This window comes from Pseudomonas sp. BIGb0176 (assembly GCF_024810175.1).
Lineage (GTDB): Bacteria > Pseudomonadota > Gammaproteobacteria > Pseudomonadales > Pseudomonadaceae > Aquipseudomonas > Aquipseudomonas protegens.
The window spans coordinates 273,624-296,885 of the sequence record NZ_JANUEC010000004.1 but is presented as its reverse complement, the minus strand read 5'-3'; the positions used below and the strand labels follow the sequence as shown (position 1 = coordinate 296,885).

General features: G+C 64.3%; 21 protein-coding genes. 6 read left to right on the top strand and 15 right to left on the bottom strand.

The features are described from left to right. Window positions 1-2 precede the first annotated feature (2 nt). Window positions 3-1,226 carry an SGNH/GDSL hydrolase family protein gene (locus M2395_RS24420; RefSeq protein WP_011064051.1) on the top strand — a complete coding sequence of 408 codons (1,224 nt, stop codon included), beginning with the start codon at window positions 3-5 and terminating at the stop codon, window positions 1,224-1,226. A gap of 213 nt (window positions 1,227-1,439) precedes the next feature. On the opposite strand, the gene ilvD is transcribed toward M2395_RS24420, so the two are convergent. Next, window positions 1,440-3,281 (bottom strand): dihydroxy-acid dehydratase, encoded by a 1,842-nt coding sequence (ilvD, locus tag M2395_RS24415; RefSeq protein WP_072443548.1) that lies wholly within the window; start codon window positions 3,279-3,281, stop codon window positions 1,440-1,442. A 301-nt stretch (window positions 3,282-3,582) separates the two neighbouring features. On the opposite strand from ilvD, the gene M2395_RS24410 reads away from it, so the two are divergent. After that, window positions 3,583-4,152, top strand: coding sequence for a hypothetical protein (locus M2395_RS24410; RefSeq protein WP_011064049.1), 570 nt, complete (start codon window positions 3,583-3,585; stop codon window positions 4,150-4,152). A gap of 30 nt (window positions 4,153-4,182) precedes the next feature. Here the strand turns inward: M2395_RS24410 and M2395_RS24405 are convergent, their stop codons facing one another. From M2395_RS24405 to M2395_RS24390, 4 genes are all read right to left on the bottom strand, one after another. Beyond that, window positions 4,183-5,394 (bottom strand): multidrug effflux MFS transporter, encoded by a 1,212-nt coding sequence (locus M2395_RS24405; protein WP_041120272.1) that lies wholly within the window; start codon window positions 5,392-5,394, stop codon window positions 4,183-4,185. Then, the gene (locus M2395_RS24400; RefSeq protein WP_123431087.1) at window positions 5,387-6,364 is read right to left on the bottom strand and encodes a diiron oxygenase; all 978 of its coding nucleotides are present in this window, start codon (window positions 6,362-6,364) and stop codon (window positions 5,387-5,389) included. Before M2395_RS24400 ends, M2395_RS24405 begins: the two co-directional genes overlap by 8 nt. Beyond that, complete coding sequence (locus M2395_RS24395) at window positions 6,364-7,443, bottom strand: SagB family peptide dehydrogenase (RefSeq protein ID WP_015637381.1); 1,080 nt, start codon at window positions 7,441-7,443, stop codon at window positions 6,364-6,366. Before M2395_RS24395 ends, M2395_RS24400 begins: the two co-directional genes overlap by 1 nt. A gap of 417 nt (window positions 7,444-7,860) precedes the next feature. Continuing rightward, window positions 7,861-9,057 (bottom strand): class I SAM-dependent rRNA methyltransferase, encoded by a 1,197-nt coding sequence (locus M2395_RS24390; protein WP_011064045.1) that lies wholly within the window; start codon window positions 9,055-9,057, stop codon window positions 7,861-7,863. A 227-nt stretch (window positions 9,058-9,284) separates the two neighbouring features. Here M2395_RS24390 and M2395_RS24385 point away from each other — a divergent pair, with 227 nt between their 5' ends. Next, the gene (locus M2395_RS24385; protein ID WP_162865006.1) at window positions 9,285-10,097 is read left to right on the top strand and encodes an HDOD domain-containing protein; all 813 of its coding nucleotides are present in this window, start codon (window positions 9,285-9,287) and stop codon (window positions 10,095-10,097) included. Window positions 10,098-10,130: 33 nt separating this feature from the next. Next, entirely contained in the window at window positions 10,131-10,943 is an 813-nt protein-coding gene (gene mutM, locus M2395_RS24380; RefSeq protein ID WP_011064043.1) for a bifunctional DNA-formamidopyrimidine glycosylase/DNA-(apurinic or apyrimidinic site) lyase, read from the top strand. Between the two features lie 63 nt (window positions 10,944-11,006). On the opposite strand, the gene M2395_RS24375 is transcribed toward mutM, so the two are convergent. The 5 genes from M2395_RS24375 to M2395_RS24355 form a co-directional block, all read right to left on the bottom strand. Beyond that, complete coding sequence (locus M2395_RS24375) at window positions 11,007-11,258, bottom strand: YfhL family 4Fe-4S dicluster ferredoxin (protein ID WP_011064042.1); 252 nt, start codon at window positions 11,256-11,258, stop codon at window positions 11,007-11,009. Window positions 11,259-11,392: 134 nt separating this feature from the next. After that, the gene (coaD, locus tag M2395_RS24370) at window positions 11,393-11,872 is read right to left on the bottom strand and encodes a pantetheine-phosphate adenylyltransferase (protein WP_003176711.1); all 480 of its coding nucleotides are present in this window, start codon (window positions 11,870-11,872) and stop codon (window positions 11,393-11,395) included. A 115-nt stretch (window positions 11,873-11,987) separates the two neighbouring features. After that, on the bottom strand, window positions 11,988-13,583 hold the full coding sequence (locus M2395_RS24365) for a GMC family oxidoreductase (RefSeq protein ID WP_011064041.1): 1,596 nt from the start codon (window positions 13,581-13,583) through the stop codon (window positions 11,988-11,990). A 173-nt stretch (window positions 13,584-13,756) separates the two neighbouring features. Beyond that, the gene (locus M2395_RS24360) at window positions 13,757-14,302 is read right to left on the bottom strand and encodes a hypothetical protein (protein WP_011064040.1); all 546 of its coding nucleotides are present in this window, start codon (window positions 14,300-14,302) and stop codon (window positions 13,757-13,759) included. A gap of 27 nt (window positions 14,303-14,329) precedes the next feature. After that, window positions 14,330-15,805, bottom strand: coding sequence for a coniferyl aldehyde dehydrogenase (locus M2395_RS24355; RefSeq protein WP_227454114.1), 1,476 nt, complete (start codon window positions 15,803-15,805; stop codon window positions 14,330-14,332). 99 nt (window positions 15,806-15,904) lie between these two features. Between M2395_RS24355 and M2395_RS24350 the strand changes: the two genes are divergently transcribed. Further along, window positions 15,905-16,576: a TetR/AcrR family transcriptional regulator gene (locus M2395_RS24350; protein WP_011064038.1), complete on the top strand. Its 672-nt coding sequence runs from the start codon at window positions 15,905-15,907 to the stop codon at window positions 16,574-16,576. A gap of 33 nt (window positions 16,577-16,609) precedes the next feature. Then, entirely contained in the window at window positions 16,610-17,464 is an 855-nt protein-coding gene (locus tag M2395_RS24345; RefSeq protein ID WP_053160329.1) for a sulfurtransferase, read from the top strand. A gap of 101 nt (window positions 17,465-17,565) precedes the next feature. Here the strand turns inward: M2395_RS24345 and M2395_RS24340 are convergent, their stop codons facing one another. The 5 genes from M2395_RS24340 to M2395_RS24320 all read right to left on the bottom strand — a co-directional run bounded on the left by M2395_RS24340 (window position 17,566) and on the right by M2395_RS24320 (window position 22,980). Beyond that, window positions 17,566-18,396: an AraC family transcriptional regulator gene (locus M2395_RS24340; protein WP_011064036.1), complete on the bottom strand. Its 831-nt coding sequence runs from the start codon at window positions 18,394-18,396 to the stop codon at window positions 17,566-17,568. Further along, complete coding sequence (locus M2395_RS24335; RefSeq protein WP_019095297.1) at window positions 18,389-19,390, bottom strand: hydrolase; 1,002 nt, start codon at window positions 19,388-19,390, stop codon at window positions 18,389-18,391. The genes M2395_RS24340 and M2395_RS24335 overlap by 8 nt, the downstream gene beginning before the upstream one ends. Window positions 19,391-19,521: 131 nt before the next feature. Continuing rightward, a complete protein-coding gene (rsmD, locus tag M2395_RS24330) occupies window positions 19,522-20,142 on the bottom strand; it encodes a 16S rRNA (guanine(966)-N(2))-methyltransferase RsmD (RefSeq protein WP_011064034.1) in 621 nt (206 codons plus the stop codon). Continuing rightward, window positions 20,142-21,632: a pitrilysin family protein gene (locus M2395_RS24325; protein WP_019095296.1), complete on the bottom strand. Its 1,491-nt coding sequence runs from the start codon at window positions 21,630-21,632 to the stop codon at window positions 20,142-20,144. The genes rsmD and M2395_RS24325 overlap by 1 nt, the downstream gene beginning before the upstream one ends. Continuing rightward, on the bottom strand, window positions 21,625-22,980 hold the full coding sequence (locus M2395_RS24320; protein WP_011064032.1) for a pitrilysin family protein: 1,356 nt from the start codon (window positions 22,978-22,980) through the stop codon (window positions 21,625-21,627). Before M2395_RS24320 ends, M2395_RS24325 begins: the two co-directional genes overlap by 8 nt. Window positions 22,981-23,262 lie beyond the last annotated feature (282 nt).

Sequence of the window (23,262 nt, the reverse complement as noted above, 5' to 3'; positions counted from 1 at the left end):
CTATGGGGCGACTGCAAGGCATTGCGCTGTTGCTGGGCATCACCTTGCTGAGCAGTTGCAGCCCGACCACCGAGGTCCAGGCCACTCCCGCTTCGGCGCTGGCCAAGTCCGGGATGACGGCGAAAAAAGTCCTGACCACCGGGACCGACCCGAACCTGGCGCTGCTGGCACGCAAATTCAGCACTTCCAACCGCACCCCCATCACCATTGTGCAACTGGGCGACTCCCACACCGCCGCCGACCTGTTCAGCGGTGAGGTGCGGCGCCTGCTGCAGGCGCAATACGGCGATGGCGGCATCGGTTTCGTGGCAGCCACGCCGGTGCCCGGCACCCGCTATGAGCGGGTGATTCTCGGTGCCGCCAAGCGCCAGTGGTCCCTGGTATCGGCACGCAACCAGCAGAGCAACCAGTTTCCCCTGGGCGGCTACCTGTCGCTGCCCCTGACCCCAGGCGCGCGGGTGCATATCGCCGAACGCCAGCCGAGCAACCAGCAGTACCGGATTTCCGCGCTGTACCAGGCGTCCAGCAACAGCACCCTGACCGCCCGGGACAACCTCAACAAAAGCAGCCGCATGCTGGCTGCTACGGGGGGGCAATGGCGCTTCAGCCCGCCGTTCAACAACCTGACCCTGCCCCTGGACCTGAACGTGGCCAATAACCAGGGCCTGGCCCTGGGCGGCTGGAACATCCTCGGGCAGAAGAGCGCCGGGGTGATCTATTCCGCCCTGGGGATCAACGGTGCACGCCTGGATGTGCTGGACAAGTGGCAGCCCGGCTGGCTGGAAGCCCTCAAGGCCCTGCGCCCGGACATGGTGGTGCTGGCCTACGGCACCAACGAAGCCTTCGACGACGACCTGGATCTGCAGTTGTACCGCAGCCAGTTGCAGGAGAAGGTCGCGCTGTTGCGCAAGAACCTGCCCAAGACCGTGATTTTGCTGGTGGGGCCGCCGGATTCCATCAAGCGTCGCAATGCTGGCAGTTGCGCGGCCTCCCAGCCCCAGCCGTTGCGGCAGATCATCCAGATCCAGAAGGACGTGGCGAAGAACAGTCGCACCCTGTTCTGGGACTGGCAGGCGTTCATGGGGGGGGACTGCTCCATCAGCAAATGGCAGGGCAGCGACCTGGCCCGCAACGACCTGATCCACCTGACCGCCGATGGTTATCGCAAGAGCGCCGATGGCTTGTATCGCTTCCTGCGCGGGCAATTGGGCGAACGCATGCCTTGAGCTCCCGGCACCGCTTTAGCGGCGGCGCCACCACCTTGAATGCTGCTGTAGGAGCTGGCTTGCCAGCGAAGGCGCGGTCGAGGGCGATGCAAGGTTCAACGCTGCCTTCGCCGGCAAGCCGGCTCCTACGGGGCCAGGCTGCCAGCGCAAGCGCCGGCAAGGTCAAAAAAAATGCCCCGCACTTGGCGGGGCATTTTCATTGGCGGGCTACGATCACAGGCCGTCGAGCATGGCCTTGTTGCGCACCGCACCCTTGTCGGCGCTGGTGGCCAGCAGGGCGTAGGCCTTCAGCGCGGTGGTCACCTTGCGCGGGCGTGCTTCCACCGGTTTCCAGCCTTTCTTGTCCTGCTCGACACGGCGGGCCGCCAGTTCCTCGTCGCTGACCAACAGGTTGATCGAGCGGTTGGGAATGTCGATCAGTACCTTGTCGCCGTCCTGCACCAGGCCGATGGCGCCGCCGGCTGCCGCTTCGGGCGAGGCGTGGCCGATGGACAGGCCCGAGGTGCCGCCGGAGAAGCGGCCGTCGGTGAGCAGGGCGCAGGCTTTGCCCAGGCCCTTGGACTTCAGGTAGGAGGTCGGATAGAGCATTTCCTGCATGCCCGGGCCGCCTTTCGGACCTTCGTAACGGATGATCACGATGTCGCCTTCCTTCACCTCGTCGGCGAGGATGCCGCGCACCGCGCTGTCCTGGCTCTCGAAGATCTTGGCGTTGCCTTCGAAGACATGGATTGACTCGTCGACACCGGCGGTCTTCACCACGCAGCCGTCCAGGGCGATGTTGCCGTAGAGCACGGCCAGGCCGCCTTCTTTCGAGTAGGCATGCTCGACACTGCGGATGCAGCCGTTTTCACGGTCATCGTCGAGGCTGTCCCAACGGGTCGACTGGCTGAACGCGGTCTGGGTCGGGATGCCCGCCGGGCCGGCCTTGAAGAAGTGATGCACGGCTTCGTCGCTGGTCTGGGTGATGTCCCACTGGGCGATGCCTTCGGCCATGCTCTTGCTGTGCACGGTGGGCAGGTCGGTGTGCAGCAGGCCGCCACGGGCCAGTTCGCCGAGGATGCTGAAGATGCCGCCGGCGCGGTGCACGTCTTCCATGTGGTACTTCTGGATGTTCGGCGCCACTTTGCACAGCTGCGGCACGTGGCGCGACAGGCGATCGATGTCCCGCAGGTCGAAGTCGATCTCGGCTTCCTGGGCGGCGGCCAGCAGGTGCAGGATGGTGTTGGTGGAACCGCCCATGGCGATGTCCAGGGTCATGGCGTTTTCGAACGCCTTGAAGTTGGCGATGTTGCGCGGCAGGACCGACTCGTCGTTGTCGCCGTAGTAGCGCTGGCACAGCTCGACGATGGTACGCCCGGCCCGCAGGAACAGCTCTTCGCGATCGCTGTGGGTGGCCAGGGTCGAACCGTTGCCCGGCAGGGCGAGCCCCAGGGCTTCGGTCAGGCAGTTCATGGAGTTGGCGGTGAACATGCCGGAGCACGAACCGCAGGTCGGGCAGGCGCTGCGTTCGTACTCGGCAACCTTCTCGTCAGAAGCGCTGGAGTCGGCGGCGATGACCATGGCGTCCACCAGGTCCAGGCCATGGCTGGCGAGCTTGGTCTTGCCGGCTTCCATCGGGCCGCCGGAAACGAAGATCACCGGGATGTTCAGGCGCAGGGCGGCCATCAGCATGCCGGGGGTGATCTTGTCGCAGTTGGAAATGCACACGATGGCGTCGGCGCAATGGGCGTTGACCATGTATTCCACGGAGTCGGCGATGATCTCGCGGCTCGGCAGGGAATACAGCATGCCGTCGTGGCCCATGGCGATGCCGTCGTCCACGGCGATGGTGTTGAATTCCTTGGCCACGCCACCGGCGCGTTCGATCTCGCGAGCCACCAGCTGGCCCAGGTCCTTCAGGTGCACGTGCCCCGGGACGAACTGGGTGAAGGAGTTGGCAATGGCGATGATCGGCTTCTTGAAGTCGGCATCTTTCATCCCCGTGGCGCGCCACAGGGCGCGGGCGCCGGCCATGTTGCGGCCATGGGTGGATGTTTTCGAGCGGTAATCAGGCATGGAGCACTCCGGGCGGCTAATCAGGTAACAAATGGGGAGTGAGCTTCTATTGACCTCGGGAACACTCAGAAATGGCCGTGTGTCCGAAAGCTGCCGATGACGCCGCGGGATCGCCGCGCGCCTCAGCCTGAGCTCATAAACCCGCCGGGGGATGACTGGCGATGAATTCGCCGATTCTACACCGCTGGCGTCAGGAAGGAATGCCGGGGCCGCTCTGTGGCATTGATTGCCTGGATATCACCGGACGCTGCCATCCTGGTTTAGACTCGCCGCCCTTCGATTACCTTCCAATGGAGCTGGAATGTCCGCGACTCTGCAATCCTTCAAGTTCTGCCTGGGCGTCGGCCTGCTGCAGGGGCTGCTGCTGATGTGGCTGTTGTTGTACAGCGATTGGTCCGGCCTGGGCATCGTCGCAACGGGTGCTGCACTACTGGTGGGCGGCGGGGGGTTGCAAATGCTGGCCGGGCAGCAGCGCCAGTGGCGCACCTGGGGGCTCATGTTGCTGTTGGGCCTGGGGGCGGCGGGGCTGGTACGGCTGTATGACGAGCTACCCTCCAGCCCGCGGATGGAGTACTGCGTGGCGGCCGGGCTGCTGGTCGCCGTGGCCGTGGTGAGCCGGGTGCAAGGGCGGGCACGATTGGGCCGGCGCCTGCTGGGCAATGTCCTCTGGCTGGTGCTGGCCTTGCCATGGCCCTGGCTGGTGCTGAAGCTGTTCGAACTGTGGCTTGCTTACCGTCATCTCGACCCTTTCAAGAGTGGGTGGATGTCCCTGCTGTTCTTTGCCGGCCCGACCCTGGCCTTCTCCCTTGGCCTGTGCCTGACTGGCCGCGGGCTGGCCCGTTTCAGCGAGGGAGCTGCCACAACCGCCTGATGGCCACCAGGACCCGGGCCAATCCCGGCTTCAGGCCAGGCGCAGGTTCCGGGCGCGGCGGCTGATGCGCTGGTTGACCAGCAGGCCGACGCTGCTCAGGGCGATGAAACTCAGGGCCAGGGTGGTCTGCAGGTCGCTGGCGCTGAGGTTGATCACGGCGCTGATCAGCCCGCCCATGACGAAAATCAGCGTGTTGCCGGCCGAGGCCGAGGCGCCGGCATTGTCCGGGAACAGTTCCATGGCCCTGGACGTGGCGGCGGGCCGGGTGATGGTGGTGCCGGCGGTGCAGATGATCATCGGCACCAGCACCGTACTGATGGACAGGCCGAACTGGCTGGCCAACAGCAGCATGACCAGCCCGGCGAGGAAGATCAGGCACAACCCGGTAATGATCTGGGTGCCGGGCTCCAGGTATTTGTTGAGCACCCCGGCTACCACCCCGCCAATCACGTAGGCCGCGCCGTAGAGCAGCAGGGTCAGGGAAAACTCGTAGCTGCTGAGCTGCAGTTGCTCCAGGAAGATCAGCGGCGAGACCACGATGAACGAGAAGTGGCAAGCGAAGACGATGGCCGAGATCAGCCAGTAGGCGACGAAACTGAAGTTGCTGCAGACCCGTCGGTAGGCCTGGAGGATGCCGGTGCGCGGGCCGCTCCTGACGATCGGCGGGTTTTCCAGGGTGACCAGCGCCTTGAGAAACACCAGGACGGCAATCGCGCTGAACACATAGAAGCTGCCTGGCCAGCCCATCAGGCTTTGCAGCAGGGTCCCGGCCAGGGGCGAGAGGGAAATGCACAGGCCGCTGGCGGTGACCATGAGGATCCGCAGGCGGTCGCGCTCCTGGCCGACGAACAGGTCCTGGACCAGCGCCTGGGACAGCACGAAGCAGCCACAGCCCAGTGCCTGGACCACGCGAAACACCAGAAACCAGTTGTAGTCCCTGGCCCAGACGCAGCCCAGAGCGCCGCCGACCGAGACGGCCATGCCGGCCAGCAGCAGGGTCTTGCGGCCCAGGGCATCCGACAGCGGGCCGATCAGCAACTGGGACATCGAGATGCCGATGGCGAACAGGCTGACGGACAGGGCGATGTCGGCGGCGCTGGTAGCAAAGTGTTGGGACAGTGCAGGAAAAGAAGGCAAGAGCACGTCGATCGGGAACACCCCGAGCATGACCATGGCCATGAGCAAGACGATGGCGCCGACCTTCCTGGTCGTGGAGGCAGAGTCATCCCTGATTTCAGGCATCGATCAGTCCCGTCTGGGTGAAGAGTCGGCGGTTGTCATCGTGCTCGAAGAAACCTGCGCGCCTCATGGCTTGCAGGGTGGCGCCGGCGATCGAGCGGGCGCGCAGCACTTCTGCACTCGGCTGAATCAGGCTGTGGATGGCGGCATGTGCCGCGGCGAGGGGAATGCCGGCCTCGTTCAGGCTTGCGCTCAGCCACTCCTGGTCCACGGCAGCGAAGATGAAAATGATATCGATCAGTTGGCTGGCGGAAAAAACCTGCTGCTGCGGCGACAGTCGTGCCCAGACATAGTCGAACACTTCGCTGAAATAACGACTGTGCCGGGCCTCGTCTTCCAGGTGCTCCCTGAACATCTGGTAGACCGTGGACACCAGCCCGTCATCGGTGATGCTCAGCAACTCCTTGGCAATGATGGTTTCGGAGACGAAACCCAGCAGGAACCAGGCCAGGGGCCGTTGAGAATCGGCGCAGCGGGCCAGCAGGTCGTGCATCAGGCGGATGCGCCTGGGCAGTGGCTGCCAGGCTGGCATGGCGTAACCATTCGCCACCTGCTCCGCCAGCTTGAAGGAGAACAGGGCGTGATAGCCCTCGTCGGTATACAACTGCAGGGCCGCGATTTTCATCGTCTCCGGCAGCTCGATCGCCAGTTCCCCGTGGATCAGGGTTTCCACCGAGCGGTTGACGATCTTGTGCTCCAGGATCGTCGTGTAGTGCAGGAAGTACACCAGGTGGTTGGCCGCCAGGCGCTGCTGTACCGTCCTCCCGGCGTGCTGGACGGCCGGGTCGGCGAAGTAGGGGATGAAGGCCGGCGGAAACCAGTCACGGGTCTGCAGTTCCTGTTCGAGCTCGCTGTGGGGCGGTAGCTGGTAGCTGCTCTTGCGCGAGCGCACCGCGGAGCGGTTGTCCCAGTCGCCGAGGGAGTAGGGACGCCGGCCTGCCGGGGCCTCTTTGGACGATGCGGCGGGGTGCATTACTGTTCGCGCTCCCGCTGTTCGATCAGGGCCTTGAGTTCCTTGCATTGCACCTGGCCATCACCTTGGCCGCAGCCGACAAAGAACAGCGGCTGCTCCGCGGCGTCCTGCAGCCCCAGCAATTGCTCCACGCGCTCGTCGCTCAGGGCTCCCGTCAGCCAGGTGTCCAGGCCCAAGGCAGTGGCCGCGAGCTGGAAGGTTTGCGAGATATGCCCGGCCTCGACATAGGCCATGCGGTAGGCCCGGGAGTGTTCGTATTTCCACCACAGCTTGTCGAAGCGGCAGGTCAGGAACAGGCCCAGGGGCAGTTCGTTGACGAAGTGCTGGCCAGCCAGCAGCAGGCCCAGGGGTTCTTCTGGAAGCGGGTGCACGGGCCGCAAGGCGTGCAGCTCCGGGTGGTAGTAATAGAGGCCCGGCTCCAGGCCGCGGACCCTGGCGGCATAGACATAACCCTCGCAGGCGTTCAGGCCACCGCCGGAAGGGCTGCTGCGCCTTGGCCGCAGGGCTTCGGGGACGGTCTCGTCCGTGTCGGCTTCCCGTTCCTTGAGGTAGCCCAGGGACAGGTAGAGCAGGGTGCTGAGCTCTTCCAGGGCCACGGCCTGCTGGGAAAAGGAGCGTGAAGTCTTGCGCTGCAGCAGCACCTGGTTCAGGGAGCTGGCGGTTTCCAGTACCGGCGCGGGCAGGCGGATCAGACCATTGTGGGAGGTTTCGGCAAAGCGGGCTGAGGGGGCCGGGGTGTCCAGTACCTGATCGCAATGCTCGAGGTATTGGGCGGACCACTCATGAATATCCTGGGGCACTTGCTCGAAGGGCAGGTTCTTGGTGCCGATGTGGAAGATCCGCGACAGTTCATCCCAGCCCCATTCAAGTGGCTCGAAAGTCTCGTTGGACAGGAGCCCGGCGGCGGCGAATGCACTATCTATTTCATTCTTGTCGTCATACTGCGAAGGGTCTTCGACAAGTTGTATGAGGCGTGTGGAATAGATCGAGTCCAGTTCGAACTGAGTGTGATCTTTATAGTTCCAGATAACAGTGAAGGGCGGGCGGGCAAGTATGAAAAAGTTCGGGTTTATTTGCATGTTCTTTTAAAACTCTGAACTTGACCAAAGATGAAGCTGGGTAGCCGGCACTCCCCAGTTCATCAATTACTTAGCGGGATTTAGCCGCTGCGAGGCAAGCCAGGTTGGCGATCTTTTTCGATTCGAGGGAGATAGCTTTCATTGTTATTGCTCCTAAACGATTTGAATGAATGTCGCTTCCTAAGCGACTTCCGAAGAGTAGACAGCAATAGAGAGGAATCAAGTAGTTATTAGGTAAGTGATTGCCTAGAGCACTGTAGGATATTGGCTAGTTACTTTGATGGATCATAGGTATATAAGCGCGGGTTTCCCTGGGTTATCCAATGGCCCGGGCGGCGAGAGGGGAGAGGCGAGAGGGGAGCGAGGCGCTCGAGCGGTTGCCCAGGGATGCTGTGGCGTCCCTGGGCAGGCAGTGGCTCAGCTGTTGGGCAGCAGGCGGCAGGTGATGCTCTTGATGTAGCGGGTTTCCGGAATGGCCGGGTGCACCGGGTGGTCCGGGCCCTGGCCGCCGCGCTCCAGCAGCTGGATGTTGCGGTCCAGGTGGCGGGCGCTGGTCAGGAGGATGTTCTGCAGGTCGTCCTCGGGCAGGTGCATCGAGCACGAAGCGCTGACCAGGATGCCGTCCTTGTTGAGCAGGCGCATGGCTTGCTCGTTAAGGCGGCGGTAGGCGCCTTCGCCGTTCTTCAGGTCTTTCTTGCGCTTGATGAAGGCGGGCGGGTCGGCAACGATCACGTCGAAGCGCTCTTCGCTGGCCTTGAGTTCCTTCAGGGCTTCGAAGACGTCGCCTTCGATGCAGGTCATTTTCTCGGCAAAGCCGTTCAGCGCGGCGTTGCGCTCCACGCCGTCGAGGGCGAAGGCCGAGGCGTCGACGCAGAACACTTCGCTGGCGCCGAAAGCCGCGGCCTGCACGCCCCAACCGCCGATGTAGCTGTACAGGTCCAGCACGCGCTTGCCCTTGGCATAAGGCGCCAGGCGGGCACGGTTCATGCGGTGGTCGTAGAACCAGCCGGTTTTCTGGCCCTGGATCACCGGGGCTTCGAACTTCACGCCGTTCTCTTCCAGGGCGACCCACTCCGGCACCAGGCCGAACACGGTTTCGACGTAGCGTCCCAGGCCTTCGGCGTCACGGGCGGCGGAGTCGTTCTTGAACAGGATGCCGCTGGGCTTGAGCACCTGGGTCAGGGCGGCAATGATGTCGTCCTTGTGGGTTTCCATGGTCGCGGAGGCGATCTGTACCACCAGGATGTCGCCGAAACGATCGACCACCAGGCCCGGCAGCAGGTCGGAGTCGCCGTACACCAGGCGGTAGAACGGTTTGTCGAACAGGCGCTCGCGCAGGGACAGGGCCACGTTCAGGCGGTGCACCAGCAGCGACTTATCCAGGGCCAGCTTGGCATCGCGCGACAGCAGGCGGGCGCAGATCAGGTTGTTCGGGCTCATGGCGACCACGCCCAGGGGCTTGCCGCCGGCGGCTTCCAGCACTGCCTGGTCGCCTGCCTTGAAGCCGTGCAGAGGGGTGGCGGCTACATCGATTTCGTTGCTGTAGACCCACAGGTGGCCGGCGCGCAGGCGGCGATCGGCGTTGGCTTTGAGGCGCAGGCTTGGCAGGGACATGACGTCGCTCCGGAAAAAAGGGCGCGATTATACCCCGTCGCGGGGCGCAAGCGATGGCCAATGGACCTACGACGGGAGCCCTTTGCCGCAACCATTGGGTAAAGTTCCTGTCCGGTCGCCCAACATTCCCGTGTTAGAGGTTAGAATCCCCGGCTCACCCAGAGCGTGTACTTATGTCCCAAGAGCTATCAGCCGAACAGATTCAACAGGCCCTGCAAGGCATCAGCGTGCCGCCCCAACCGCAAATCATGGTGGATTTGCAGATGGAGCAGTACATGCCCGATCCCGATCTGGAGGTGATCGCCAAGCTGATCTCCCAGGACCCGGGCCTGTCCGGCGCGTTGCTGAAGATCGTCAATTCACCGTATTACGGGCTGAGCAACAAGATTGCTTCGATCCAGCGGGCGGTGAATCTCCTGGGCAGCCGTTCGATCATCAACCTGATCAATGCGCAGTCGATCAAGGGCGAGATGAGTGATGAAACCATCGTCACCCTCAACCGCTTCTGGGACACCGCCCAGGACGTGGCCATGACCTGCCTGACCCTGGCCAAGCGCACCGGCTCCCAGGCCGTGGACGAGGCCTATGCCCTGGGCCTGTTCCATGACTGCGGCGTGCCGCTGATGCTCAAGCGCTTCCCCGACTACATGACTGTGCTGGAAGAGGCCTACGGCAGCGCCGGCCCGGAGCAGCGGGTGGTGGACACGGAAAACCGTGCCTTCAATACCAACCACGCGGTGGTCGGCTACTACACGGCCAAGTCCTGGCGCCTGCCGGAGCACGTGACCAACGCCATTGCCAACCACCACAACGCCCTGGCGATCTTCAGCGACGAATCCTCGCGCAACAGCCAACTGAAGAACCTGCTGGCGATCCTCAAGATGGCCGAGCACATCTGCGCGTCCTACCGGGTGCTGGGCAACCAGGTGGAAGACCACGAGTGGAACAGCATCGGCCACCTGATTCTCGATTACGTCGGCCTGTCGGACTACGACTTCGAGAACCTCAAGGAAACCGTGCGCGAGCTGGGCGCGCACTGATCGTTCATTTCGCGATGAGTACCAGGGGCGCATATGCCTGAATTACCGGAAGTCGAAACCACCCGGCGTGGAATCGCGCCGCATCTGGAAGGCCAGAAGGTCAGCCGGGTCATCGTCCGTGACCGGCGCTTGCGCTGGCCGATCCCCGAAGATCTGGACGTGCGCCTGTCCGGGCAGCGCATTGTGCTGGTGGAGCGGCGGGCCAAATACCTTTTGATCAATGCCGAAGTCGGCACCCTGATCAGCCACCTGGGAATGTCCGGCAACCTGCGTCTGGTGGAGGTTGGGCTGCCGGCGGCCAAGCACGAACATGTGGATATCGAGTTGGAGTCCGGCCTGGCCCTGCGCTACACCGATCCGCGGCGCTTTGGCGCCATGCTCTGGAGCCACGACCCGCTGAATCACGAATTGCTGGTGCGCCTGGGGCCTGAGCCGCTGACCGACCTGTTCGACGGCGAGCGCCTGTATCAGCTGTCCCGCGGACGTTCCATGGCGGTCAAACCGTTCATCATGGACAACGCGGTGGTGGTGGGGGTGGGCAATATCTATGCGACCGAGGCGCTGTTCGCCGCGGGCATCGACCCGCGCCGCGAAGCCAAGGGGATTTCCCGGGCGCGCTACCTGAAGCTGGCGATCGAGATCAAACGCATCCTGGCGGCCGCCATCGAGCGCGGCGGCACCACCTTGCGCGACTTTATCGGTGGCGATGGCCAGCCGGGCTACTTCCAGCAGGAACTGTTCGTCTACGGGCGTGGCGGGGAGAACTGCAAGGTCTGCGGCACCGGGCTGCGGGAAATCAAGCTGGGCCAGCGGGCCAGTGTCTATTGCCCGCGTTGCCAGAGCTGAGAAGCTGCGCCGGCAAGCCGGCTCCTACAGGTGTTTGTGGGAGCCGAAAGGGCGCCATATCACTCAAGCCTTGCCGGTGATCTTCCGGTACTTGGCCATCAACTCTTCTTCGGTTTCCGGGCGGGCCTCGTCCAGCGGAATGCAATCCACCGGGCACACCTGCTGGCACTGCGGCTCGTCGTAGTGGCCGACGCACTGGGTGCACAGGTTCGGATCGATGACGTAGATCTCTTCGCCTTGGGAAATCGCCGCGTTAGGGCACTCGGGTTCGCAGACGTCGCAGTTGATGCAATCGTCGGTGATGATCAGGGACATGGGGTACTCCGGCCTGGGCGGCAGGCCCGGGCATGTAAAAACGAATGCGCGCAATTGTGCCGTATTGACGCCCACAGTGCACGCGGGCGCGATGGCTGACGTCAGGCGAGGGCCCCGGTGCGGGGCCGCGCGGCTTATTTCTTGAAGCGCAGGGTCAGCGCGTCGGCGACCGCCGGGTGCACGAACTTGGTGATATCACCGCCCAGGGCAGCGATTTCACGGACCAGGGTCGAGGAAATGAACGAGTAGCGCTCCGACGGAGTGAGAAACAGGCTTTCCACGTCCGGGGCCAACTGGCGGTTCATGTTGGCCAGCTGGAATTCGTATTCGAAGTCCGAAACCGCCCGCAGGCCGCGCAGGAAGACATTGGCGTTCTGCTCCTTGGCAAAATGCGCCAGCAGGGTGGAGAAGCCGACGACTTCAACGTTGGGCAGATGCTTGGTCACCTCGCGCGCCAGTTCCACGCGCTGCTCCAGGGGGAACAGCGGGTTTTTCTTGGGGCTGGCGGCAACGGCGATGATCACATGGTCGAACAGGCGCGAGGCGCGTTCGACCAGATCGCCATGGCCCTTGGTAATAGGGTCGAAGGTACCTGGGTACAACACTCGGTTCATCGCGTCGTCCTGGCGGGAATCCGTTGGGGAGTCGGATGGTATCGCAGCCTTCCCGGTCGGCCAAGTCGCCTTTTAGGGAAGAAAGCACTATAGACGACGAGAATATCCCGCTTTTTCACACTGATTTCAGGCGCTCCGCCAAGGCGCTGGCCAATTGCGCCGTGAGCCCATAGACCGACAGCTGCGGGTTGGCGCCGATGCTGGTGGGAAACAGCGAGCCGTCGTGGACCGACAGGTTGTGCAGTTGATGGTGGCGCCCGAGGCTGTCGGTGACCGCGGTTTTCGGATCTTCGCCCATGGCGCAACCGCCCATCACGTGGGCACTGCCCAGGCGGGTGCGGTACAGGGCCAGGTCCAGGCCGTCGATCTGCGCCCGCACTTCGTCGAGGCTCTTGGCGAAGCGTGCATCGCTGTGCAGCGGCTTGACCGCCTTGGCGCCGCCGGCGAACTGGATCTCCGCCATGCTGTGGAAGGCCCGGCGCAGTCCGTCCCAGGCGTAGGGTGAAACCTGATAGTCGAGGACCGGGGTGCCGTCACCCCGCAGTTCGACGTTGCCGCCGGTGCTGTCGGGGTGAAAGCCGTCCCGCAGCAGGGCAAGCATGGCGTGGGTGTGGGGCAGTTGCTCCATGGACAGCCCGCTCTGCGGCCCGAACCCGCCCAGCAGGGTGCTGGCCAGGGCCGGCTGCAGGGGCGGCACTTCAAGTTTGTAGGACATCTTGCCGGTGGTGCCGTCCTGCCACTGGAAGTGGTCGGAATAGATCGACTGCGGCGCGCCGTAGAACGGGTTGATCACCTCGTCGAACTGCCCGGCGGAGAAGTTGACCAGGTGCAGGAAGGTGCGTTTGCCCAGGCGCGAATGCGGGTCCGGCGCATCGGAACGCAACAGCAGGGCCGGGCTGTTGATGCCGCCACCGGCCAGCACGTAATGCTTGGCCTTGACCGTGATGGTGCGCCCGGTGGGGGCCACGCAGCGGGCGTCCATGGCCTGGCATTGCAGGCTGGTGACCTTGTCGTCCTTGATCTGCAGGCGCTCCGCCCGGGCCAGGTACAGCAGCTCGCCACCTTTCTCCAGGGTCGCCGGAATGGTGGTCACCAGCATCGACTGCTTGGCGTTGGTCGGGCAGCCCAGGCCGCAGTAGCCCAGGTTCCAGCAGCCGCGCACGTTGCGCGGAATCACGTGCCAGCTGTAGCCCAGGGCTTCGCAGCCCTTGCGGATCACGTCGTTGTTGGCGTTGGGCGGCATGACCCAGGGCGCGACGCCCAGGCGCTGTTCCATTTTCTCGAACCAGGGCGCCATTTCGGCCGAGCTGTGGCCCACCACCCCGTGCTCACGGGCCCAGTGCTCCAGGGTCGGGTCAGGCGTGCGGAAGCTCGACGTCCAGTTGATCAAGGTAGTGCCGCCCACGGCGCGGCCCTGGAGGATGGTGATGGCGCCATCCTTGCTCATGCGCCCGATGCCCTCCTGATAGAGGCTGGTGTAGGCCTGGTCTTCGAGCATCTTGAAGTCGTCGCTGGTCTTGAGCGGGCCTTCTTCGATCAGCAGCACCTTGTAGCCGGCGGCGCTGAGGATCTCGGCAGTGGTGCCGCCCCCGGCGCCGCTGCCGATGATGGCGACATCGGCTTCCAGGGTCAGGTCCTGCTCCAACTGCGAGCCGTTGTAGGTTTTCCAGCCACGATTCAGGCCTTCGCGGAACAGATCAGGTACAGGCATATCGGGTGCTCTCTTATTATTGATGGCTCGGCGCGCATCCACTGTAGCCGCTGCTGAGCCTGCGAAGCTGCGAAAAGGCCCCAGGGCCTTGCTTGACGATCTGCAGCCGAACCCCCAGTGCCCCGCGAGCGCCTCGCTCGTTCGCAGCCTGTGGCAGCGGCTACAAAGGCCGGTCAGACCTTCGGTGGCCCGGGATAACCGCAATGGGCCCAGGACTCGGGCCGGGTGTACCAAGCCATCATCACCAATTGCAGCAACGAGGCATGGCCCATGCGCAGCAAGGCCAGGAAGCTGTTTTCCCAGCGGCTGAGGAAATTGCGGATGTCATCCGCGCTGGCGTTTTCCCAACTGCCCCAGATCCCCGTCAGCGGGCCGCGGGTGACCGCCATGCCCAGTACATCGAACAGCTGCTGGGTGAGCTTGAACATCTCGGTCGACAGGTGATTGAGGGCGTTGTCCAGGTTGGCCAGGGTGCCTTCGATGGCGGCGGGCATCTTGTCCGCCGGTACGGCGCCTTCGAGCATCACCGGGATCAGCGCCCGCAGGAACGGCAGGTCATTGCTGCGCAGCATGGTGAAACCGCTGGCGGGCGTGCTGGCGGAGCAACCGCTGAGGCTGGCGCCGAGCCCGGCAGTGGCCAGGAAAGCGCTGGCGCAGAGGCCGATTTTCAGCAGGCCGCGCCGTGACAGCGCGGGTGTTTCAGACAGGCTAGGGGTCATTGTTGTTATTACCCGGCGTTGTACTGGTTAACGAATGAACAGCTTCTGGATGAGCTTCTGGATCGATTTGCCATACGGCGGGTAGATCAGGCGGGCGGCGTTGAACCGCTGCTTGATGAACACCCCCTTGGCCTTGCTGAAGGTCAGGAAGCCTTCATGCCCGTGGTAGTGGCCCATGCCGGAAGGGCCGATGCCGCCGAACGGCAGGTCGTCCTGGGCCACATGCAGCAGGGTGTCGTTGAGGCACACGCCGCCGGAGTGGGTTTCGTTGAGCACCCGTTGCTGCTCGGCCTTGTCGTAGCCGAAGTAGTACAGCGCCAGCGGGCGCGGACGCTGGGTGATATAGGCGAAGGCCTGGTCCAGGGTCCGGTAGGGCACGATGGGCAGGATCGGGCCGAAGATCTCGTCCTGCATCACGGTCATGTCATCGCTGACATTGAGCAGCAGGCTGTGGCCCAGGCGGCGTTCCTGGCTCTGCTCGAACAGGGGCACCAGCAGCGCGCCCTTGCTGGTGGCGTCGCTCAGGTAACCGTTGAGCCGCGCCAGCTGGCGCTGGTTGATGATGGCGGTGTAGTCGGGGTTGTCTGCCAGGGTCGGGAAGAAACCGCGCACCACCTGGCGATAGGCTTCGACAAAGGCGCCGACGCGCTCTTCCGGCACCAGTACGTAGTCCGGGGCGACGCAGGTCTGCCCGGCGTTGAGGGTCTTGCCGAAGGCGATGCGTTCGGCCGCGTCCTTGAGGGGCACGGTGCTGGAGACGATGGCCGGGGATTTGCCGCCCAGTTCCAGGGTCACCGGGGTCAGGTTTTCCGCGGCGGCGCGCATCACGTGCTTGCCGATGCTGGTGGCGCCGGTGAACAGCAGGTGGTCGAAGCGCAGCTTGGAAAACGCCATGCCCACCTCGGCCTCGCCCAGCACCACGCACACCAGGTCCTCGGGGAAGACCCGGGCCAGCAGTTGCTTGAGCAGTTGCCCGGTGGCGGGGGTGGACTCACTGAGCTTGAGCATCACTCGGTTGCCGGCGGCCAGCGCCCCCACCAGCGGGCCCATGCACAGGTACAGCGGGTAGTTCCACGGCACTATGATCCCGACCACCCCCAGGGGCTGGTAGACCACCTTGGCCGAGGCCGGCTGGAAGGCCAGGCCCACGGCGCGGCGGGACGGCTTCATCCATTTCTTCAGGTGTTTGCTGGCGTAGTGGATGCCGTGCAGGCTGGGCATCAGCTCGGCCAGCAGGGTTTCGTCGGCGCTGCGGTTGCTGAAGTCCTGGCTGATGGCATCGATCAGGGCCTGGCGCTCGTTGTTAAGCAGCTCCTGCAGTGCCTTCAGCCATTGCTGGCGCTGCGCTGCGGGGGGCATCGGGTTGGCGGCAAAGGCCCGGCGCTGGGCTTCGAACAGCTCAAGCAGCTCGTCCTGTTGCTGAAGGGAATCCTGCAGGTAAGCGATTTCGGCAGACATGGACGGGCTCCGTCTTTGTAAGGTGGCTAGTTTTTTAGAGCTTATGCTCTAAAATGTCAATTGCCCTCCTGCGCCGGTGGCGATTTATCCCCGGGGGGATAGAACGTAAGATGCACGCCAGCCTTCTGATTAAAGCCCACGCCCATGGCCCCACGCATAAAAACCCGCGAACGCATCGTCCAGTTCAGCCTCGAACTCTTCAACCAGCAGGGCGAGCGTAACGTCAGCACCAACCATATTGCGGCGCACATGGAGATTTCCCCGGGCAACCTGTACTACCACTTCCCCAACAAGCAGGCGATCATCGCCGTGCTGTTTGCCGAGTACGAAAGCCTGGTGGACAGCTTCCTTCGACCGCCCCCCGGGCGCGCGGTCACCGTGCAAGACAAGCGCTACTACCTGCAGGCTCTGCTGGCGGCCATGTGGCGCTATCGCTTCCTGCACCGCGACCTGGAGCACCTGCTGGACAGCGACCCCGAGCTGGCTGCGCGCTACCGACGCTTTTCCCAGCGCTGCCTGATCCAGGGCATGGCCATCTACGGGCGTTTCGTCGACGCCGGGATCGTCGCCATGGACAAGGTGCAGATCGAATCCCTGACCCTCAATGCCTGGATCATCCTCACCTCCTGGGTGCGTTTTCTGTGCACGACCCGGGAAAACTCCACGCACCTGAGCGAAGAAGCCATCAAGCGCGGGGTGTACCAGGTGCTGGTGCTGGAGGCCGGTTTCGTCACCGACCAGGCCCGGGAAGCGGTCAACGGCCTGTTCGAAGAGTTTTATGTGCCCTTGGCCCAAGCCCTGGAAGAAGTGCAGTAGGATCAACCTCCAACTTATTCACAGGAGCCCGCCATGCCCCTCGCGCAGTTGATCAGCCCGCTTGCCCTGGACCAGAAGAAACAGCAGCCCGGCCTGGTGATTCTGGATTGTCGCTTTGCTCTGGAAGACCCGGATTACGGCCAGCGCAGTTACGCCGACGGGCATATCGCCGGGGCGCATTTCGCGGACCTGAACCGGGATCTGAGCGCGCCGGTGATCAAGGGCGTGACCGGTCGGCATCCGTTGCCGGAGCCCGCGCAGTTGGTGGCGCGCCTGCAGGCCTGGGGCATCGATAACGACAGCGAGATCGTGCTCTATGACGACGGCCCCGGTGCCTACGCCGCTCGTGCCTGGTGGTTGCTGGCCTGGCTGGGCAAGCGTGATGGCGTTTTCATTCTCGATGGCGGCCTGAAAGCCTGGCACGCCGCTGGCTTGCCGCTGAGCCTGGATGCCCCGGAAAACGCGCCGGGGCAGTTCGTCGGGCACCCTGATCACAGCCTGCTGCTGGATGCCGAGCACCTGGGCAAGCGCCTGGGCCAGGCGGACCTGACCCTGCTGGATGCCCGTGGCCTGCCGCGCTTTCGTGGCGAAGTGGAACCCATCGACCCGGTGGCCGGGCATATTCCCGGGGCGCAATGCGCGGCGTTCACCGACAACCTGGGGGAGGATGGGCGCTTTCTACCGGCCGATCAGCTCAAGCAGCGTTTCGCGCAGAAACTGGCCGGGCGTGACCCGCAGCAACTGGTGGCCTATTGCGGTTCTGGCGTCACCGCCTGCCACAACCTGTTCGCCCTGAGCCTGGCCGGCTACCCCCTGGGGCGGCTGTATGCCGGTTCGTGGAGCGAGTGGATCACCGATGCGCAGCGGCCTGTCGCCACCGGTGACTGACGGCCTTTACCCGCGGCCCCTTCGCTGGCAAGCCAGCTCCTACGGCCCGCAGGCCCCCGCGAACCTGTAGGAGCGAGCTTGCTCGCGAAAGCCGCACCGCCCTACTGCAGAACGGCACTGCGATAAGCCGCCGGCGCTACCCCATACACCTGCTTGAACTGCCGACTGAGGTGACTCTGGTCGGCAAACCCCAGTTGTGTCGCCACTTCCAGGGGCAGGCAGCCATCACGCAGCAAGGCCCGGGCCTTGGCGATGCGCTGTTGCATCAACCAGGTGTGGGGCGGAATCCCTGTAGCCCGGCGAAACACCCGGGCGAAATGGAACGGTGACAGGTTCACCGCTGCTGCCAGTTCCTCCAGTGAAGGCGGCGCCGCCAACTGCGAGCGCAGCAACTCCTTGGCCTGGACGATGGCCCGGTGTTCCTGCCCGGGTTCACCTGGTGCCCGCACTCCGGCGTGCCGTTGCAACAGCAACAGCAGCATTTCTCGCCATTGGGTCTGTTGTTGCAGGGCCGTGGCCGGGCTTTCCAGCAGGTGGTGCAGGCGGGCAAAACCCTGTACCAGGTCCGGATCGCGGTACAAGGTGGCGCCGAAGGCCGGCAGGCTGCCGCTGGGCAGTTCCAGTTCATCCAGCAGGCCGAATATCTGCTGGTTCTCCGGGTAGAAGGCGCGGTACAGCCAGCCGTCTTCCACGCCCTTGGCCCCGGTGTGCAGCTCGTCCGGGTTGATCAGCACCAGGGTGCCGCTGCCCGCCAAATGCTCGGCTCCGCGATAGCGGTAGCGCTGGGCACCGGCCATGATCATGCCGATCACATAGCCCTCATGCACATGGGGCACGAAACGCTGCTCGATGTAACGCGCGGCCAGCAACTCGACCCCGGCCAGGGGCGCACTCTGCCAGAAGCGGATCGATTCCCGGGCTGGCTTATCCATGGCGATCCAGGCCAGCCAGCCACTGCGGGATCCGCCGCTCCAGGTAATAGCCGGGGTGTTTCAGGCTGCCGTCGACAAAACCCACATGGCCACCCTTGGCCTGCAGCTCGAACTGGGTGCTGGCGGATAGCTCGCTGGCTTCGGGCAGGCTGTGACGGAATACGAAGGGGTCGTCCGCGGCCTGGATGATCAGGGTCGGGGTGCGGATTTGCCCCAGGAAATAGCGGCTGGAGGCGCGGCGGTAATAGTCCTGGGCATCGGCAAAGCCGTGCAGCGGCGCGGTGACCCGGCCGTCGAAGTCCCAGAAGGTGCGCATCTTGGTCAGCGGCCCCAGTTGCGCCAGGGTGGCCAGGCCTTCGTGGCGGCCGTCGTGCTGGAACTGGCGCTGCTTGTCCTTGATGTAGGCCAGCATCTCGCGCATGAAGTGCGCCTGGTAGACCTTGGAAAAACCCTGGCCTATGCGATCGGCGCACTGGTCCAGGCGAAACGGCACCGACACCGCCGTGGCGCCTTGCAACGGGCTGTCGCTGCCGCTTTCCCCTAGGTATTTGAGCAGCACATTGCCCCCCAGGGAGTAGCCCACCGCATAGAGCGGCGCCTGGGGGCGCTTGGCCCGCAGGTGAGCGATGGCTGCAGCCAGGTCTTCGCTGGCCCCGGAGTGGTAGCTGCGGGGCAGCAGGTTGGGCTCGCCGGAACAGCCGCGCCAGTTCAGCGCCGCGCTGGCCCAGCCCCGGGTTGCCAGGGCCTGCTGCAGGCCGGCCACGTAAGGCGAGTTGGAGGAACCGGTCAAACCATGCAGCACCAGCACCAGGGGCGCGTCGGCGCTATGGGGGCCGTGCCAGTCCAGGTCGAGAAAGTCGCCGTCGTCCAGCCACAAGCGTTCGCGCTGGCGCTCAAGATGAGTGGTCGGGCGCCACAGCGGGCCCCACAGGGTCTGCAGGTGCGGGTTGCCAAGGCCGAAGGCGGGGGTGAAGCGATCAGGCGAGTCGGGCACGGGGAGGGTCTCGATGCAGCGGCGCGCAGCCCGGGCGGGCTGCGTACCTTGTTCCGGTCGGCTTGAGAGCCTGTCTACGATCTGCTGTGCGGCTCGGGCCTGAGCGTTGCTCGCGAGGTCGTGATCAGGTTCTAGGCGACGTTGTCTGCCATACGTTGCCACAACGAGTAATACACCTGCCCGGATTTTTGTTCACGGTGCAGGCGCCAGCTTCCGGGCAGCCCCAGGGTCGATGGCGCGGTTTCGCTTTCGGTGTAGATCCAGGCGTCGTCCGCCAGCCAGCCGCGCTCTTCCAGCAGGGCGCAGGCGGCGGGCAGCAGGTTCTGATTGAATGGCGGGTCGAGGAAGGCCAGGTCGAACGGCGTGGCCGGCTGGGTTTCCAGGTAGCGCAGGGCGTCGGCGGTCTGGGCCTGGCCGACGGTGCAACGCAGGGTCCCCAGGTGCTCACGCAGGCTGGAAATGGCCACGCTGCTGCTGTCCAGGGCCAGGCCCGTGGCGGCGCCACGGGACAGGGCTTCGAGAAACACCGCGCCGCTGCCGGCGAACAGGTCGATGACCTTGGCCCCGGCCACATAGGGCGCCAACCAGTTGAACAGGGTTTCGCGCACCCGGTCCGGGGTCGGCCGTAGCCCCGGCAGGTCGGGGAAGCTCAGCTTGCGGCTGCGCCATTCGCCGCCAATGATGCGCAACTGGCCCACGCCATTGTGCTGGTTGTGGACGGGTTTCTTGCTGGGACGGGCTGGACGGGCCATTAATGCTCCGGAACCCCGAGCGGCTGCTCGGCGGGTTTGTCAGTGGGGGGCGGCAACGGCTTTTGCGCGACGGTGGGGCCGGCGCTGACGATGACCATCTTGTCGACATTCAGGTGCTTGTTCATGGCGGCCTTGACCTGCTCCACCGTCAGCTCCTGGGATTGACGCATGAAGTCTTCCAGGTAGCTCAACGGCAGGTTGTAGAAACCCATGGCGCCCAGCTGGCCGACGATATCGGCGTTGCTGGCGGTGGACAGCGGGAAGCTGCCAGCCAGTTCACGCTTGGCGTCGTCCAGTTCTTTCTGGGTCGGGCCGTTCTTCAGGTACTCGGCGAACACGTCCTGCACCAGCTTCAGGGTGCCTTCGCTCATTTCCGCGCGGGTCTGCAGGTTGATCATGAACGGGCCGCGGGCCTGCATCGGGGTGAAACCCGAGTAGACGCCGTAGGTCAGGCCGCGCTTCTCGCGCACTTCGCTCATCAGCCGGGTGCCGAAGCCGCCGCCGCCGAGAATCTGGTTGCCCAGGGAGACAGCGGCGTAGTCCGGGTCGTCACGGTCGATGCCCAGTTGCGCCAGCATCAGGCTGGTCTGGCTCGACGGGAACTCGATATGGCCGATGCTGGCCTTGGGTTCGGCAGGTTGCTCGATCTTCGCCAGCGCCGGGCCTTTTGGCAGGGCGGCGGAGACCTGTGCGGCAATCGCCTCGGCATCGCTGCGGGACAGGTCGCCGACCAGGGCGATCACCACGTTGCCTGCGGCATAGGCCTTGGCGTGGAAAGCCTTGAGCTGGGCCAGGGTGATCGGCGGGATGCTCTTGGCATCGCCGTCGCTGGCATGGGCGTAAGGATGGGTGCCATACAGGCGCTTCATCAGCTCCAGGCTGGCCAGCTTGCCGGGGTTCTGCTTCTGGTATTCGAAGCCGGCGAGCATCTGGTTCTTGATCCGCGCCAGGGAGTCGGCGGGGAAGGTCGGCTTGCCCACCACTTCGGCGAACAGCTTCAGCGCCGGTTCGCGCTTATCCACAGCGCTCAGGCTGCGCAGCGAGGCCACGGCCATGTCCTTGTAGGCGCCGTTGCCGAAATCCGCACCCAGGCCTTCGAAGCCCTGGGCGATGGCGCCTACATCCTTGCCGGCCACGCCTTCGTTGAGCATGGCGTTGGTCAGCAGGGCCACGCCCGGCGCGTTGCCGTCCTGGCTGCTGCCGGCGGCGAAGATCAGGCGCAGGTCGAACATCGGCAGCTCGCGGGCTTCGACGAACAGTACCTTGGCGCCTTCGGCGGTGTTCCAGGTCTGCACGTCCAGGTTGCGATGGCTGGGGGCCTTGCCATCCAGCTCGGCCAGGGATTGGAGCTTCTGGCTGGTCTTGGCGTTGTCCAGGGCCTGGCTGGCATTGGATTCGCCGGAACGCGACAGGTACAGGCCGCCGGCGGTGAGCAGGGCCACCAGGGCCAGGCCCAGCAGGACCGGCGAGGCATTCTTGCGCTTACTCATGAGCGGACTCCTCAGGCAGTACATGGGCCACGCTCATACGTTCCCGGGTGAAATAGGTGCGGGCGGCCTTCTGGATGTCTTCCGGGGTCACGCTTTGCAGTTCCGCAAGCTCGGTGTCCATCAGCTTCCACGACAGGCCGACGGTTTCCAGCTGGCCGATGGCGGTGGCCTGGCTGGTGATGGAGTCACGTTCGTAGACCAGCCCGGCGATCACCTGGGCTCGCACCCGCTCCAGTTCCTCGGCGGATGGCGGGGTGGTCTTCAACTGGTCCAGCAGGCGCCACAGCCCGGCTTCGGCCTGGGCGATGGTTTTCTTCTTCTGGCTGTTGGGGGTGGCCGAAAGCATGAACAGGCTGTCGCCCCGGGTGTAGGCGTCGTAGCTGGTGGAGCCGCCGGACAGCAGCTCTTCGCCGCGCTCCAGCTGGGTCGGGATGCGGGCGCTGTAGCCGCCGTCCAGCAGGGCCGCGGCCAGGCGCAGGGCGTTCACCGCGCGTTTGTCTTCGGCGGTGGCGATGCTCGGCACGTTGAAGGCCAGCATCAGGCTCGGCAGTTGGGTCTTGACGTGCAAGGTGATCAGGCGCTCGCCGGGCTCGGCCAGCTCCATGGGGATCTTCGCCGGTGGCACGTCACGCTTGGGGATCGCGCCGAAGTAGCGTTGGGCCAGGGTTTTCACCTCGTCCGGGGTGACGTCGCCGACTACCACCAGGGTGGCATTGTTCGGCACGTACCAGGCCTGGTACCAGTGGCGCAGTTCCTCGACCTTCATCCGGTTCAGGTCGGCCATCCAGCCGATGGTCGGCGTGTGGTAGCCGCTGGCCGGGTAGGCCATGGCCTTGAAGCGCTCGTAGGCCTTGGACATCGGCTTGTCGTCGGTGCGCAGGCGGCGCTCTTCCTTGATGACCTCGATTTCGCGGCTGAACTCGTCGGCCGGCAGGCGCAGGCTGGCCATGCGGTCGGCTTCCAGCTCCAGGGCCACGCCCAGGCGGTCGCGGGCCAGGACCTGGTAATAGGCCGTGAAGTCGTCGCTGGTGAAGGCGTTCTCTTCGGCGCCCAGGTCCCGCAGTATCAGGGAGGCCTCGCCGGGGCCGACTTTCTCGCTGCCCTTGAACATCATGTGTTCCAGGGCGTGGGACAAACCGGTCTGGCCCGGGGTTTCGTAGCTGGAGCCGACCTTGTACCAGACCTGGGACACCACCACCGGCGCGCGATGATCTTCGCGGACCACGACCTTGAGGCCGTTGTCGAGGGTGAATTCATGGGTGGGTTGAGGGTCGGCAGCCAGGGCTGCAAGGGGCAGACAAACTGTGCTGAGCAGCAGGCCTGCGGCGCGGCGGGCTAGAGCATTCATTCGTTTTTAAACCTGTTGGGCTGCCCGCTTGGTCTTAGCCTGTGCGGGCGAGGAGGTGCTAGGATACTGATCCGTTTTACTGGCGGCCACGCCTATCAGGTCTTCGCGGATCAGCATGTACTTGAGCAGGTTGTATGAGTTACCGGCAAGAAGCCCTGATTTACCAGCTAGACTTCGACTTTTCGCCGATTTTGCCGTTCCAGTCCTTTAGTAAAATCGCTCCTTGAAGTGCTTTTGGGCATTTCGACAACATGTTGCGCGTGAACAAGCTGGATGAAACAC